This window comes from Pseudomonas rhodesiae, assembly GCF_013285305.1.
Lineage (GTDB): Bacteria > Pseudomonadota > Gammaproteobacteria > Pseudomonadales > Pseudomonadaceae > Aquipseudomonas > Aquipseudomonas rhodesiae.
This window is the reverse complement of sequence record NZ_CP054205.1, coordinates 2,941,245-2,955,300: the sequence shown is the minus strand read 5'-3', so window position 1 is coordinate 2,955,300 and position 14,056 is coordinate 2,941,245. Positions and strand designations below refer to the sequence as shown.

Below are 14,056 nucleotides of genomic sequence, written 5' to 3'. Positions count from 1 at the left end.
GGCGCGCGTGGCAGCCCCACGCCCCCATCGCTTGCCTTTCCATCGCGCACTACAGGGATATTCCGCACATGGCCGTTTCGAATAAATGGTTGATGTCTTCGCTCGCGTACTACCTCGATTTTTTCACCGTTCCCGCTTTCGTGATCTTTGCGCTATGCCTGGCGCCGTTCGAGCCAGGGCTCGCCCTCGTGGGCCTGCTGGCCTGGACGCTGGTGGAGTACTCGGCGCACCGTTTCCTGTTTCACTCGCTGTACCGTCGCGAACACTGGACCCACCATGTGGATGTGCTGGCCTATATCGGCGTGTCGAGCTGGAAAACCAGCTCGACCTTTGCCGCACTCTTGCTGTTGGCCTGGTACACCGGCCTGGTCTCGGTGTTTATCGGCGCGGTGACCGGCTACTTCTTCTATATCTCGGTGCATTACGTGATGCACCGCCCGCAGCATTGGGCTTATGGATGGATGCGCGGGCTGGTGGCCAATCACGACCTGCACCACCGCCAGGGCATCGAGAAGAATTTCGGGGTCTCTTCGCCGTTATGGGATCACGTATTCCGTACCTACATCCGCGTCGATCCCGCCCAGCACTAGAGCGCGCCCAACTGCTTCATCAAGGTCAGGTTATCTTCGATATGCCAGTTAGCGGCGATTTTGCCGTTGTCGATCTGATAGATATCGGTGGCAATAAAATCCACCACCTGGCCACTGCCCTGGCGCTGACCAAAAGTGCCGGTGAAGTGCCCGCGAAAATGCAGATGTACCACCGCGCGGTCGCCGGCGATGATCAGTTGTTCGATTGCGCAACTCAGGTCCGGCACTGCCGCACGGAAGGCCCGCGACGCCAGCAGCGGACCTTCCGGGCCCTGTTTGCGCCCCTCGGGGGGTGTTTTGTCGACAAAGTTATCCGCCAACGCTTCGCGCGCCAGGCGCTCCTCGCCGGTGTTCCAGAAGGTGTCGTAACGGCGCGCCACGGTTTCCATCATCGCCTGTTGCTTCGGCGTAAGGCTCTTATCCACCACCAACACAGAGGGTTTGACCAACTCGGTCGTGGCAGCCGCAGCCGCTCCCGAGAGTAGCAACGCGGTAACGGCGATGGCGCAGCGCGAACGGGCAAAAGGTTTCATCGGTTATGTCCTTGAATGAAGGGGGTTGGCGCCTAGATCGTCTCGGTTTCCCGAAGGCTCTGCGGGCTATTGAGGGTGTATTGAGCAATCGCGTCCTTGCGCATAAAAGCAACGCCGGGATGGCTGTTGGCGTAGCGCAGGAATTGATCCCACACCTTGACCATTTGCGGCGTACCGCTGATGCGGTCGTGGGCGCTGATGGACATCATGCGGCGCCGGGTGCCGGCCTCTTCGTAGAGTTGATCGAAGTCCAGCTTGACCTGCTCCAGGAACTGGGACGGCGAATAGTTGCGGCCTTCGATCAGCACAATGTCGTTATTGCGCAGGGTGTAGGGCACCACCACGAAATCCTTGCCATTGACCTGCTCGATAAAGGGTTCATCGCGGCTCACGTCATCGATGTGGTAGACGTAGCCCAGCTCTTGCAGCAGCGACAAGGTATTTGGCCCGCGCCGCAGCCAGTTGCAGTTGTAGCCCGTGACGGCCTGGCCGGTGACCGCCTGTAGCATGCTTGCGGCCTGGCGCAAAAAAGTGCGCTCCTGATCGCGGCTCATGGCGAACTGGGAACTCCAGCGCGGGCCGTGGCCCGCCGCTTCGTGACCACGGGCGACGATCTCGCGGGCCAACTCGGGGTGACGCTGCACCGCGTCGCCGATCATGTGGCTGGTGACCTTTACGCCGTGCCGGTCCCACAGGTCAAGCATGCGCGGGATGCCCTCGCGGTAGCCGTAGGCGAACCAGGTGTTGGTGGCCACATCCGCCGGCACGCTGTCGGGGAAATCCACCTTGGGGAACGGGCTATCAGTGCCCTTGAGCGGCTGCCCACCCGCTTCGAACTGCATGGAAATCGACACCACCAGCCGCGTGTCGCCGGGCCAGAACCGTCCGTTGCGCTGACTGGACGCCGTCGTGGCACGAGTTGCCTGGCCCGTTGGCGCGGTGGCGGCGCCGGCCGGGTTGAGTATCGAACCCGCCGCCAGCACCGCTGCGCCTGCGCCGGCCTGGGCGAGAAAGGTACGCCGTTGCGTGTTGATCAATGACATCGCGTGACTCCGTTGGATAAGCACGGATGCAACCCTAAGACTTTTGGATTATTTTGATAATTGAGCCATTTTCAAAAACCCCTTTCGGAAACTCCGAACAATGCCGCTGAAAAATCTTGAGCTGTTTTTGTTGATCATCGAGAAAGGTGGGCTGTCCGCCGCCGGGCGCGAGTTGGGGTTGTCACCGGCCTCGGTGTCCGAACGGCTGGCGCAACTGGAGAGCTTCTACGGCGCCAGCCTGCTCAACCGCACCACCCGCGCTATTCACTTGACCGACGAAGGGCGCGTGCTGGCTGAAGGCGCACGGCGCCTGCTGGATCAGGCCGAGGCGTTGCACAGCAGCATTCGCTTGGGTACCCAGACGGTTTCCGGGTTGATTCGCTTGAGTGCGCCGCAGGATCTGGGGCGTCAGTACCTCGAACCGATCCTGGAGCAATTCATGGAGGAGCATCCGCAGGTCAGCATCGACCTGCACCTCAGCGACGGTTATGTCGACCCGGTCGGCCAGGGTATCGATTTCGCCGTGCGCTACGGCGCCCTGGTCGACAGCAGCTTGCACGCCAAACCCTTGGGCGAGAACCGCCGCGTAGTGTGCGCCGCCCCCGCTTACCTGGAACGCCACGGCACGCCGTTGCAGCCTGCGGACCTGGCCGAACATGAATGCCTGGTGATGCGCTTCGGCATCAATCTGGCGCGGGAGTGGACCTTCAGCCAGCACGGGCATACCCAGCGCATTCTGGTGCGCGGCCGGCGTGTGGCGAACGACGGTGCGCTGGTGCGCCAGTGGTGCCTGGACGGCCATGGCCTGTGCTTGAAATCGGTGTGGGACGTGCGTGACGACCTGCGCGCCGGACGGCTGGTGGAGCTGTTCAAGGACTACGACCTCGGGCGCACCGCCCTGAACATCGTCTACCCGGCCAGTCGCGCCCAGCCGCGCCGGGTCAGCCTGTTGATGGAACGCATCGCGGCGCGCCTATCTGCCGACAGTGCGAGTTGAGAAATCGCTTCCTTGCACGCCACGCAAAACACTCTTGTCATCAAGGGCATTGATAGCTCCCTAACGAAAGCCCCATGCTAGAGGGCTTAATCGGCGCTTATATCATTCCGAATGATAGTTACCTTTGCTTCATTCGATTCGTGACATACCGCGTCCCCGCGCATGATCCGCCCATCTCAAATACATTGGCGGATGCACCCTATGGAACAGTCACTCAAACCTTTGCGCGTGCCCCTGGCGATATTGGCCATGGTGGTGATGAGCGCGTGCGGTAAAACCCCGGAACAAGCGGCCGCCATGCCGGCGCCGAAAGTCAGCGTCGCCAAGGTGCTGGAGCAACCGGTCAACGAGTGGGACGAATTCACCGGCCGTCTCGAAGCGCCGGAAACCGTACAGATTCGTCCACGGGTGTCTGGCCAGATTGACCAAGTCGCTTTCACCGAAGGCGCTTTGGTCAAGAAAGGCGACCTGCTGTTCCAGATCGACCCACGCCCATTCCAAGCCGAAGTGCGCCGCCTTGAAGCGCAACTGCAACAAACCAAGGCCGCCGCCACCCGCAGCGAAAACGAAGCCCAGCGTGGCGAGCGCCTGCGCCAGAGCAATGCGATCTCCGCCGAACTCGCCGACTCGCGCACCACCGCCGCCCAGGAAGCCCGCGCCGCCGTCGCCGGGATCCAGGCGCAGTTGGACCTGGCCAAGCTGAACCTGAGTTTTACCCGCGTGACCTCGCCGATCAGCGGCCGCGTCAGCCGTGCCGAAATCACCGCCGGCAACCTGGTCACCGCCGACGTCACCGCGCTGACCAGCGTGGTCTCCACCGATAAGGTCTATGCCTACTTCGACGCCGACGAACGCGTGTACCTCAAATACACCGAACTGGCGCGCCAGGGCCGTCGCGGCGCAACCACCCCGGTATACCTGGGCCTGTCCAATGAAGCCGGCAACCCGCACCTGGGCCAGATGAACTTCATCGACAACCAGGTCAACCCGGCCACCGGCACCATTCGTGGGCGCGCGGTGTTCGATAACAGCAAAGGCGAATACACCCCTGGCCTGTATGCGCGCTTGAAGCTGGTAGGCAGCGGCACCTACTCCGCCGTGCTGATCAACGACGAAGCGGTCGGCACCGACCTGGGCAAGAAGTTCGTGCTGGTGATGGAAGGCGACAAGCCGGCCTACCGCGCAGTGGAACTGGGGCCAAAGATCGAAGGGTTACGCATCGTGCGCAACGGCCTGAACAAGGACGACACCATTATCGTCAAGGGCCTGCAGCGTGCGCGCCCCGGTGCACCGGTCACCCCGGAAACCATTCCGATGGCCAGCAAGGAAACCCTCGCCGCCTTGGCCCAACAACGACAAGCGCTTGAAGCCAGCAACCTTGAGCAAGTGGCGCCGGAAAAAGCCGCGCCCAAGCTCGCCAGTGTTGCGACTCCACGCGGTTAAGGGATACGACTCAAGATGAATTTTTCCAAGTTCTTCATTTCGCGGCCGATCTTCGCAGCGGTGCTGTCGCTGCTGATCCTGATCGCCGGTGCGATCTCGCTGTTCCAATTGCCGATCAGCGAATACCCGGAAGTAGTGCCGCCTACCGTGGTGGTACGCGCCAACTTCCCCGGCGCCAACCCCAAGGTCATCGGCGAAACCGTGGCCGCGCCGCTGGAGCAGGCGATCACCGGCGTCGAGAACATGTTGTACATGTCTTCGCAGTCCACCGCCGACGGCAAGCTGACCCTGACCATCACCTTCGCCCTGGGCACCGACCTGGACAACGCGCAGGTGCAGGTGCAGAACCGAGTGACCCGGACCCAGCCCAAGCTGCCGGAAGAAGTGACGCGCATCGGTATCACCGTGGACAAGGCCTCCCCCGACCTGACCATGGTGGTGCACTTGACCTCCCCGGATCAGCGCTACGACATGCTGTACCTGTCCAACTACGCGATCCTCAATATCAAGGATGAGCTGGCGCGCCTGGGTGGCGTCGGCGATGTGCAGTTGTTCGGCATGGGCGACTACTCCCTGCGCGTGTGGCTGGATCCGAACAAGACCGCCTCGCGCAACCTGACCGCCACCGATGTGGTCACCGCGATTCGCGAGCAGAACCGTCAGGTGGCCGCCGGTGCCCTGGGTGCCCAGCCCGCGCCGTCCGATACCAGCTTCCAGTTGTCGGTCAATACCCAGGGCCGCCTGGTTACCGAAGAAGAGTTCGAGAACATCGTGATTCGCGCCGGTGCCAACGGTGAAATCACGCGCCTCAAAGACATTGCCCGGGTCGAACTGGGGTCCAGCCAATACGCGCTGCGCTCGCTGATCGATAACCAACCGGCGGTGGCGATCCCAATCTTCCAGCGCCCCGGCTCCAATGCCATCGACATCTCCAACGATGTGCGCAGCAAGATGGCCGAGCTGAAAAAGAGCTTCCCGGCCGGCATGGGTTACCGCATCGCCTATGACCCGACGATCTTCGTTCGCGGCTCCATCGAGGCAGTGGTGCACACCCTGTTCGAAGCCCTGATCCTCGTGGTGCTGGTGGTGATTCTGTTCCTGCAGACCTGGCGCGCCTCGATCATTCCGTTGGTGGCGGTGCCCGTATCGTTGATCGGTACGTTTGCGGTGATGCACCTGTTCGGGTTCTCCCTCAACGCGCTGTCGCTGTTCGGATTGGTACTGGCCATCGGCATCGTGGTGGACGACGCCATTGTGGTGGTGGAGAACGTCGAACGTAATATCGAGCTGGGTCTGGAGCCGTTCCCGGCAACCGAAAAAGCCATGAGTGAAGTGACCGGGCCGATCATCGCCACGGCGCTGGTGCTGTGTGCGGTGTTCATTCCGGCTGCCTTTATCAGCGGCTTGACCGGGCAGTTCTATAAGCAGTTCGCCTTGACCATTGCGATCTCGACGGTGATCTCGGCGTTCAACTCGCTGACCCTGTCCCCTGCCCTGGCGGCCGTGTTGCTGCGCGGCCATGATGCGCCGAAGGACCGCTTTTCCAAGTTCCTCGACAAGCTGTTTGGTGGCTGGTTGTTCCGCCCGTTCAACCGCTTTTTCGAAAAGGCCAGCCATGGTTACGTCGGCACTGTGCGCCGAGTGATCCGCGGCAGTGGCATTGCCCTGTTCGTGTACGCCGGCTTGATGGTGCTGACCTTCTTCGGCTTCGCCCACACCCCGACCGGTTTCGTCCCGGCCCAGGATAAGCAATACCTGGTGGCCTTCGCGCAATTGCCTGACGCCGCGAGCCTGGACCGCACCGAAAACGTGATGAAGCGCATGTCGGAGATCGCCCTGAAACAGCCTGGCGTGGAAGCCGCGATTGCCTTCCCGGGCCTGTCCATCAATGGCTTCACCAACAGCCCGAACAGCGGCATCGTGTTTGTGACCTTGAAGCCCTTCGATGAGCGCAAAGACCCGAGCATGTCCGCCGGCGCGATTGCCGGGGCGTTGAATGGCCAATACAGCGGCATTGAAGAAGCCTATATGGCGATCTTCCCGCCGCCGCCGGTCCAGGGCCTGGGCACCATCGGTGGGTTCCGCCTGCAGATCGAAGACCGTGGCAACCTGGGTTATGACGAGCTGTACAAAGAAGTGCAGAACGTGATCGCCAAGAGCCGCAGCGTGCCGGAGCTGTTCGGCCTGTTCACCAGCTACACGGTCAACGTGCCCCAGGTCGATGCCGCCATCGACCGCGAAAAGGCCAAGACCCACGGCGTGGCGATCAGCGACATCTTCGACACCCTGCAGGTCTACCTGGGTTCGCTGTACGCCAACGACTTCAACCGTTTCGGGCGCACTTATCAGGTCAACGTGCAGGCCGAGCAACAGTTCCGCCAGGACGCCGACCAGATCGGCCAGCTGAAAGTGCGTAACAACAAAGGCGAGATGATCCCGCTGGCGACCTTTATCAAAGTCAGCGACACCTCGGGCCCAGACCGCGTGATGCACTACAACGGCTTTATCACCGCAGAAATCAACGGCAACGCCGCACCGGGCTACAGCTCCGGCCAGGCCCAGGCCGCGATTGAAAAACTGCTGAAGGAGGAACTGCCCAACGGCATGACCTACGAGTGGACCGACCTGACCTACCAGCAGATCCTCTCGGGCAATACCGCGCTGTTCGTGTTCCCGCTCTGCGTACTGCTGGCGTTCCTGGTACTGGCCGCCCAATACGAAAGCTGGAGCCTGCCACTGGCGGTAATCCTGATCGTACCGATGACGCTGCTGTCGGCCATCACCGGGGTGATCATCTCGGGTAGCGACAACAACATCTTCACTCAGATCGGGCTGATCGTACTGGTGGGCCTGGCGTGCAAGAACGCGATCCTGATCGTCGAATTCGCCAAGGACAAACAGCAGGAAGGCCTCGACCCGCTGGCGGCGGTGCTGGAAGCTTGCCGTCTGCGTCTGCGGCCGATCCTGATGACCTCGTTCGCCTTCATCATGGGTGTGGTGCCTCTGGTGTTGTCCAGCGGTGCCGGTGCCGAGATGCGCCATGCCATGGGTGTGGCGGTGTTCTCGGGGATGATTGGTGTGACCTTCTTCGGACTGTTGCTGACCCCGGTGTTCTACGTCCTGATCCGTCGCTATGTGGAGCGCAGCGAAGCGCGCAAAGCAGCCAAGGCTTTGAAGCTGGAGACACAGCAATGAGTGTAAAAGTATTCCTGCCGAGCTTGCTGGTACTGGCGCTCGCCGCCTGTGCCGTGGGCCCGGACTACAAGACCCAGACCCCGGAGGCGGCGAACATCGCCGCCGCCGCGGACGCCAAGCAATATGACCACGCCAAGTTCGAAGGCATCTGGTGGCAGCAGTTCGACGACCCGACCCTCAACCAGTTGGTGACTCAATCGTTGCAAGGCAACCGTGACCTGCGCGTAGCCTTCGCCCGACTGCGGGCAGCCCGGGCGATCCGCGACGACGCCAGCAATGACGCAATGCCGACCATCACCAGCCGCGCCAGCAGCGACCTGGGCAAGGGGCAGATCCCCGGCCAGACCACCAAACGGGTCAACAGCGAGCGCTACGACTTGGGCCTGGACATGGCCTGGGAGCTGGACCTGTTCGGCCGCATCCAGCGCAACCTGGAAGCCAGCGACGCCGATCAGCAGGCGGCCGAAGCGGACCTGTACCAGCTGCAAGTCACCTTGATTGCCGAACTGGTGGACGCCTACGGCCAACTGCGCGGCGCGCAACTGCGTGAGCGCATCGCCCTGGACAACCTGAAGAATCAGCAGGAGTCGCGCACCATCACCGTCAGCCTGCGGGATGCCGGGGTGGGGGATCAGCTCGATGTAGAACGGGCCGACGCGCGCCTGGCTTCGGTGGAAGCCAGCGTGCCGCAACTGCAGGCCGAACAAGTGCGCGAGCGTAACCGCATCGCCACCCTCCTCGGCCAGCGTCCGGACAAGCTGACCGTGGACCTGAGCCCGAAAGACCTGCCGGCGATTGCCAAAGCCTTGCCGATCGGCGACCCAGGCCAACTGCTGCAACGGCGCCCGGATATCCTCAGCGCCGAACGCAAACTGGCCGCCGCCACCGCGCGCATCGGCGTGGCCAAGGCTGACCTGTTCCCAAGAGTGAGCCTCAGTGGCTTCCTCGGCTTTACCGCCGGGCGTGGCTCGCAGATCGGATCGTCCGCCGCCAACGCCTGGGCCCTGGGCCCGAGCATCACCTGGGCCGCATTCGACCTGGGCAGCGTGCGCGCCCGCCTGCGCGGTGCCGACGCCGAAGCCGACGGCGCCCTGGCCACCTACGAACAGCAAGTGTTACTGGCCCTGGAAGAATCCGAAAACGCCTTCAGCGACTACGGCAAACGCCAGCAGCGCCTGGTCTCGCTGATCCGCCAAAGCGAATCCAGCCGCGCCGCCGCCGACCTCGCCGCCATCCGCTACCGCGAAGGCACCGTGGACTTCCTCGTCCTGCTCGATGCCCAGCGTGAGCGTTTGGCCGCCGAAGACGCCCAGGCCCAGGCCGAAGTGGATCTGTATCGCGGGATAGTGGCGATCTACAAAGCGCTGGGGGGTGGCTGGCAGCCGGATACGGTGGTCGCTACCGCCAAGTGATGTAAAGAGCTCCTTTGGTTGGTCGCATCCAGCCAATTTTTAGCCCCATGGTCCATTCGGTCATGGGGCTTTTTTTGTTTGAAAGGTCCTAAAAAGTTGAAAGGTACTTCTGTAAGTTAGACAAGAAGTCATTCGTAAGTAATTTCCTAGTACCTTGCTGGGCATGCTGATCGGGCTTACATGGGTGTATCACAGTAACCGCGGCGTCTATCAGTTACACACTGACCCTTTAAAATTACAACACAGCTTGCTGCTAGCCTTGCGCACCGGAAGCGCTTTAGCATCTGAAAAACAGGGGGGCGACGAGCTTTAATCTCGAATATTTTTAACTCAAGAAGAAAGGCACTCAAATAAGAATGGGCACACTTGACCCCCTAAAAACTACAAATGATAAATTTTATTACACCCTATCAATACTCATGAGCCTGGATGTTCAGAGAAGCTTATTTGTGCTTTACCTATTGCAACTCGGGATAACACAAGGAGAAATAGGCGTCCTCCAGTCTTTTTTATTTTTCTCTTCCGTAGCCTTGGAAATTCCATCCGGGTTACTCGCAGATCGGTATGGGCGTAAATACTCCCTTGCTCTTAGTTTCCTGGGGCTTTTTATAAGCGGAATTGGATTCTTACTGTTTTCCGATTTTATCCCTTTCGTTATTATCTTTGCCTATTCGGCGCCAGTATTGCCATGGGTTCCGGTGCGGATAGGGCGTTGCTGTATGACAACCTACTGGCTGAAAATCGTACAGATGAGTACCCGAAAATAGTTTCACGCGCCCGTGCCATTGGTGCGGTTTCGTTAGGCTTATCCATGCTTCTTGGTGGCGTAATACAAGATGCCATGTCTTGGAACAGTGTTTATATAGTTTTTGCATTATCGAAGCTTTTTGGAGCTATCGTTGTTACATTCATTCCCGAAATACGCCCTCCTACCATCCCACATTACTCCAGCACAACGAGCAGCGTGCGCACCAACGTCACAGAAGGCGTTTTTATTGCATTGGTGAGATTTTTCGCTCAAAAAATGGTGCATCTCTTATTCCCTTATTCGTTGGATTTGCGCTATTCGAACTGTCAACGGTGCCTTTGTCTATTTACGGCCAACCCTTCTTCTCCACGCTAGGTCTAGAGGTGCAGCTGATCGCTGGGATATATGCTGCAGTCGAAGCCATATCGACAGCAATGTTTATTGCTGCAGGTTATATTTGCTCCAGACACTCTCTCGGCGTTATTGCATTCTCCACGACGATTATTGTGACCTCGCTGCTTTTTATTTTGTCTTTAGACGTGGGGATAATCGCTTCAACGGCCTGCTTTCTCTTAATCATGTCGCTACCTGCGATATACGAAACCTCCTATGAAACCTATATTCATGAAAACGTTGAATCACGTATCCGAGCCTCTTGTGTCTCTGCTGCAAATTTAATCAATTCAATTATTATCGGCACCTCCTATACTCTTTTCGGTGGATTAGTGGAGAGGTATGGTTTCTCGTTGACGTTAATGACCGTTGCAGCCTGCTGTCTTCTTGGTTTGTTTGGAGTCTGTGCCACGCTGCGCCTCAGCCGATGATGGGATTTTTTAGCTTGACGGAAACTTGTAGGCTGTTTCCCAAAGCCAGGAAAGCCAATTCCTCAGATCCGCATGTAGGTTATCGCCTGAAATTTCCTAATACCTTAACAGGCGCGCAATACACGGCGTTTTTGCTCAAGCTCAGCATTATTACTTGGTCCATGAACAGTCATTTCCAGCACTAAAGCTGATAGATCACCTGTCGATATGCGGATGTAACGCTCAATAATGCGAGGACACCACTATGTTGGTTATATCTGGCGGACAGGCGCTTAGCACACTGGCAAGCCCGGGTTACATCATTAAAAACCCAGAACAAATGGTAAATAAGTTCACTATTACCGAAGAAGAAAAAGCGGCAGACACACTGGAGCTTTGGCACCATGAAAAGATCAGCGAACTCAAAACCTTTTTGAAAGACTACGATATGACGTCCATCAGCACTTCCGAGTTAAGAATAGTTGGCAGACGTCTTTTCGAAAGTAACGTTATTAACTCCCGAGCTCTTTTGATGTTTTCAGAAGGCATCAAAGCCCTTGACGACAAAGGTCGCCAAACTAATCATGATGTCAAATTCAATGCGATCGCACTATTCAATGAAAGACTGGAAAAGCAAATAGATTTTTTCGAAAAAAACCCTCGTATCGCGCGCAGCGACGGGGCAGCCGATTATTTGCAGGGGATGGTGAGAGCCAATCACGTTATCAATGCACTTGCTTAATTCGTTAAATCTTCAAAGAGCGAGCTATCTATAGATGAACAGGCCTGATTCTGGCGCCCCTAGATAGACACAAACAATTATCTGCATGAGGATGAAAAAATGTTAGTCATACCTGCCGGACAACGCTCTATGGCAAGCCCCGCCTACGTAATTAGAAACCCTGAACAGGTGGTAAATAAGTTCACCATTACCGAAGAAGAGAAAGCGGCAGACACGCTGGAGCTTTGGCACCATGAAAAGATCAGCGAACTCAAAGCATTCTTGAAGGGCTACGACATGACCTCCATCAGCACTAATGAATTGAAAGAAGTTGGAGGTCGCTTATTCGAAGGCGGCGTCATCAACTCTCGTGCATTTGGAATACTTACAGAAGGAAACTACGCATTTGATGAGAGCGGCCACCAAACAGACAAGGATGTAAAGTTTAACGCCATTGCATTGTTTAACGAAAGGTTGGAAGACCAAATCGATTTTTTCAACAAGAACCCTCGTATCGCGCGCAGCGACGGGGCAGCCGATTATTTGCAGGGGATGGTGAGAGCCAATCACGTAATCAACGCGCTTGCCTATTTCGTTAAATCTTCAAAGAGCGAGCTATCTATAGATGAACAGGCCTGATTCTGGCGCCCTTAGATAGACACAAACAGTTATCAGCATGAGGATCAAAAAATGTTAGTCATACCTGCCGGACAACGTTCGATGGCAAGCCCCGCCTACGTAATTAGAAACCCTGAACAGGTGGTAAATAAGTTCACCATTACCGAAGAAGAGCAAGCGGCAGACACGCTGGAGCTTTGGCACCATGAAAAGATCAGCGAACTCAAAGCATTCTTGAAGGGCTACGACATGACCTCCATCAGCACTAATGAATTGAAAGAAGTTGGAGGTCGCTTATTCGAAAGCGGCGTCATCAACTCTCGTGCATTTGGAATGTTTATAGAGGGAAACCGTGCGTTTGATGAGGGCGGCCACCAAACAGACGAGGATGTAAAGTTTAACGCCATTGCATTATTTAACGAAAGACTGGAGGACCAAATAGCTTTTTTCAACAAGAACCCTCGTATCGCGCGCAGCGACGGGGCAGCCGATTATTTGCAGGGGATGGTGAGAGCCAATCACGTAATCAACGCACTTGCCTATTTCGTTAAATCTTCAAAGAGCGAGCTATCTATAGATGAACAGGCCTGATTCTGCCGCCCTTAGATAGACACAAACAGTTATCAGCATGAGGATCAAAAAATGTTAGTCATACCTGCCGGACAACGTTCAATGGCAAGCCCCGCCTACGTGATTAGAAACCCTGAACAGGTGGTAAATAAGTTCACCATTACCGAAGAAGAGCAAGCGGCAGACACGCTGGAGCTTTGGCACCATGAAAAGATCAGCGAACTCAAAGCATTCTTGAAGGGCTACGACATGACGGCCATCAGTACTGACGAGTTGAAAGAAGTTGGAAGCCGCCTATTCGAAAGCGGTGCAATCAACTCACGTGCATTTAGGATGCTTATAGAAGGGAGCGGCGCATCCGACTCAAAGGGGCGTCAAACTGACACACACGTGAAATTCAATGCCATCGCCTTGTTCAACGAAAGACTGGAGGACGAAGTAGACTTCTTCGAAAAGAACCCACGTATCGCGCGCGGAGACGGGGCAGCCGATTACTTGCAAGGGATGGTGAGAGCCAATCACGTTATCAATGCACTGGCCTACTTCGTCAACTCATCGCGGAATGAGATTTCCATAGATGAGTCTGCTTAGGAGTTATCCAGTGCATCAATGGCATGCAGCGTGCTGACGATGTGCGGCACACTGCATGCAACGCTTCTCAGCGACCGTATCTTACCGTTCCGGAATAAGCCTTGGGCGTGGTTTCGTCGTTGTGCAATGTGACGCGATAACGACCGAATGGCCCCACCCAAAATGCATTAGTACCTATGCTGTAAGTCAGTCGCTGCCAAACTCCTCCACCAACATCACCTTCAATATAAATTTCAGGTGCCCTCCCCGCACTACTGGCCATAACCGTAGCCTCAACATTGGCATTCAAGCAACCATTGGCGGAATTTACTTCAAATGGACCGTAAGCCGTAACTTCCTTCTTCGGTTGAATAATCCCTCCATAGCTTTGAGTAATATACGTACACAACGCCGATGCCTGCGCAGACATCAACATCAACACAACGAAAGGCAATGCAGTAAGACTTTTCATAACTTCATCCTTATCTAATCAATTAGATCTCAGCTTTAGCTACACATCACACCGCAATAGATGAAGTCGGTTTCGCCATGGGAGACTTCCAAGAGACGAAATCCCGAAAACATCAATGGTTCTCGCCGCTCAAAACCACTTGGACTACCGGGTAAGAACCGTGCCATTGACGATGCACGATTTATCAATCGATAGATGCCAGCCGCTTCCTAAAATCATTAAGGACGGCTCTGTCATACGGATAAGTAGGCGCTTGAAAGGTAATTCCTAATCCCAGACTCGGCGGGCAAATATCGAACTTATGCCCGGTCCTGAACCTGTTGCACAGCATCGGCTGATTA

The 14,056-nt window shown here is 56.8% G+C and carries 13 protein-coding genes; 10 read left to right on the top strand and 3 right to left on the bottom strand.

All coding sequences use genetic code 11. From position 1 onward, the window contains the following. The first annotated feature begins 68 nt into the window (after positions 1-68). A complete protein-coding gene (locus HRH33_RS13380) occupies positions 69-590 on the top strand; it encodes a sterol desaturase family protein (protein ID WP_034138178.1) in 522 nt (173 codons plus the stop codon). Here HRH33_RS13380 and HRH33_RS13375 read toward each other — a convergent pair. Together HRH33_RS13375 and HRH33_RS13370 are read right to left on the bottom strand one after the other, a co-directional pair. Then, entirely contained in the window at positions 587-1,123 is a 537-nt protein-coding gene (locus HRH33_RS13375; RefSeq protein WP_167418282.1) for an ester cyclase, read from the bottom strand. The two genes, HRH33_RS13380 and HRH33_RS13375, sit on opposite strands and share 4 nt — an antisense overlap. A gap of 32 nt (positions 1,124-1,155) precedes the next feature. Further along, entirely contained in the window at positions 1,156-2,166 is a 1,011-nt protein-coding gene (locus tag HRH33_RS13370) for a polysaccharide deacetylase family protein (RefSeq protein WP_167418283.1), read from the bottom strand. A 100-nt stretch (positions 2,167-2,266) separates the two neighbouring features. Here HRH33_RS13370 and HRH33_RS13365 point away from each other — a divergent pair, with 100 nt between their 5' ends. The 9 genes from HRH33_RS13365 (at position 2,267) to HRH33_RS13325 (ending at position 13,264) form a co-directional block, all read left to right on the top strand. After that, positions 2,267-3,163, top strand: coding sequence for a LysR family transcriptional regulator (locus HRH33_RS13365; RefSeq protein ID WP_094065601.1), 897 nt, complete (start codon positions 2,267-2,269; stop codon positions 3,161-3,163). A gap of 201 nt (positions 3,164-3,364) precedes the next feature. Continuing rightward, positions 3,365-4,606: a multidrug efflux RND transporter periplasmic adaptor subunit MexE gene (mexE, locus tag HRH33_RS13360; RefSeq protein WP_047882422.1), complete on the top strand. Its 1,242-nt coding sequence runs from the start codon at positions 3,365-3,367 to the stop codon at positions 4,604-4,606. 15 nt (positions 4,607-4,621) lie between these two features. Then, on the top strand, positions 4,622-7,801 hold the full coding sequence (locus HRH33_RS13355) for an efflux RND transporter permease subunit (protein ID WP_167418284.1): 3,180 nt from the start codon (positions 4,622-4,624) through the stop codon (positions 7,799-7,801). Continuing rightward, positions 7,798-9,213 (top strand): efflux transporter outer membrane subunit, encoded by a 1,416-nt coding sequence (locus tag HRH33_RS13350; RefSeq protein ID WP_034138183.1) that lies wholly within the window; start codon positions 7,798-7,800, stop codon positions 9,211-9,213. The genes HRH33_RS13355 and HRH33_RS13350 overlap by 4 nt, the downstream gene beginning before the upstream one ends. Positions 9,214-10,059: 846 nt before the next feature. Next, positions 10,060-10,785, top strand: coding sequence for an MFS transporter (locus HRH33_RS26405; RefSeq protein ID WP_243269847.1), 726 nt, complete (start codon positions 10,060-10,062; stop codon positions 10,783-10,785). A 244-nt stretch (positions 10,786-11,029) separates the two neighbouring features. Next, entirely contained in the window at positions 11,030-11,506 is a 477-nt protein-coding gene (locus HRH33_RS13340; RefSeq protein ID WP_167418285.1) for a hypothetical protein, read from the top strand. A 99-nt stretch (positions 11,507-11,605) separates the two neighbouring features. Further along, complete coding sequence (locus tag HRH33_RS13335) at positions 11,606-12,124, top strand: hypothetical protein (RefSeq protein WP_167418286.1); 519 nt, start codon at positions 11,606-11,608, stop codon at positions 12,122-12,124. A gap of 51 nt (positions 12,125-12,175) precedes the next feature. After that, complete coding sequence (locus HRH33_RS13330) at positions 12,176-12,694, top strand: hypothetical protein (protein WP_167418287.1); 519 nt, start codon at positions 12,176-12,178, stop codon at positions 12,692-12,694. Between the two features lie 51 nt (positions 12,695-12,745). Then, on the top strand, positions 12,746-13,264 hold the full coding sequence (locus tag HRH33_RS13325; RefSeq protein ID WP_167418288.1) for a hypothetical protein: 519 nt from the start codon (positions 12,746-12,748) through the stop codon (positions 13,262-13,264). Positions 13,265-13,331: 67 nt separating this feature from the next. Here HRH33_RS13325 and HRH33_RS13320 read toward each other — a convergent pair whose 3' ends face one another. Continuing rightward, positions 13,332-13,715 carry a hypothetical protein gene (locus tag HRH33_RS13320; RefSeq protein ID WP_167418289.1) on the bottom strand — a complete coding sequence of 128 codons (384 nt, stop codon included), beginning with the start codon at positions 13,713-13,715 and terminating at the stop codon, positions 13,332-13,334. Positions 13,716-14,056 lie beyond the last annotated feature (341 nt).

What these genes read in the sequence shown, in the direction of transcription:
- HRH33_RS13380 (WP_034138178.1), top strand. Translation starts at nt 69, where the DNA reads ATGGCCGTTTCGAATAAATGGTTGATGTCTTCGCTCGCGTACTACCTC.
- HRH33_RS13375 (WP_167418282.1), bottom strand. Translation starts at nt 1,123, where the DNA reads ATGAAACCTTTTGCCCGTTCGCGCTGCGCCATCGCCGTTACCGCGTTG.
- HRH33_RS13370 (WP_167418283.1), bottom strand. Translation starts at nt 2,166, where the DNA reads ATGTCATTGATCAACACGCAACGGCGTACCTTTCTCGCCCAGGCCGGC.
- HRH33_RS13365 (WP_094065601.1), top strand. Translation starts at nt 2,267, where the DNA reads ATGCCGCTGAAAAATCTTGAGCTGTTTTTGTTGATCATCGAGAAAGGT.
- mexE (WP_047882422.1), top strand. Translation starts at nt 3,365, where the DNA reads ATGGAACAGTCACTCAAACCTTTGCGCGTGCCCCTGGCGATATTGGCC.
- HRH33_RS13355 (WP_167418284.1), top strand. Translation starts at nt 4,622, where the DNA reads ATGAATTTTTCCAAGTTCTTCATTTCGCGGCCGATCTTCGCAGCGGTG.
- HRH33_RS13350 (WP_034138183.1), top strand. Translation starts at nt 7,798, where the DNA reads ATGAGTGTAAAAGTATTCCTGCCGAGCTTGCTGGTACTGGCGCTCGCC.
- HRH33_RS13340 (WP_167418285.1), top strand. Translation starts at nt 11,030, where the DNA reads ATGTTGGTTATATCTGGCGGACAGGCGCTTAGCACACTGGCAAGCCCG.
- HRH33_RS13335 (WP_167418286.1), top strand. Translation starts at nt 11,606, where the DNA reads ATGTTAGTCATACCTGCCGGACAACGCTCTATGGCAAGCCCCGCCTAC.
- HRH33_RS13330 (WP_167418287.1), top strand. Translation starts at nt 12,176, where the DNA reads ATGTTAGTCATACCTGCCGGACAACGTTCGATGGCAAGCCCCGCCTAC.
- HRH33_RS13325 (WP_167418288.1), top strand. Translation starts at nt 12,746, where the DNA reads ATGTTAGTCATACCTGCCGGACAACGTTCAATGGCAAGCCCCGCCTAC.
- HRH33_RS13320 (WP_167418289.1), bottom strand. Translation starts at nt 13,715, where the DNA reads ATGAAAAGTCTTACTGCATTGCCTTTCGTTGTGTTGATGTTGATGTCT.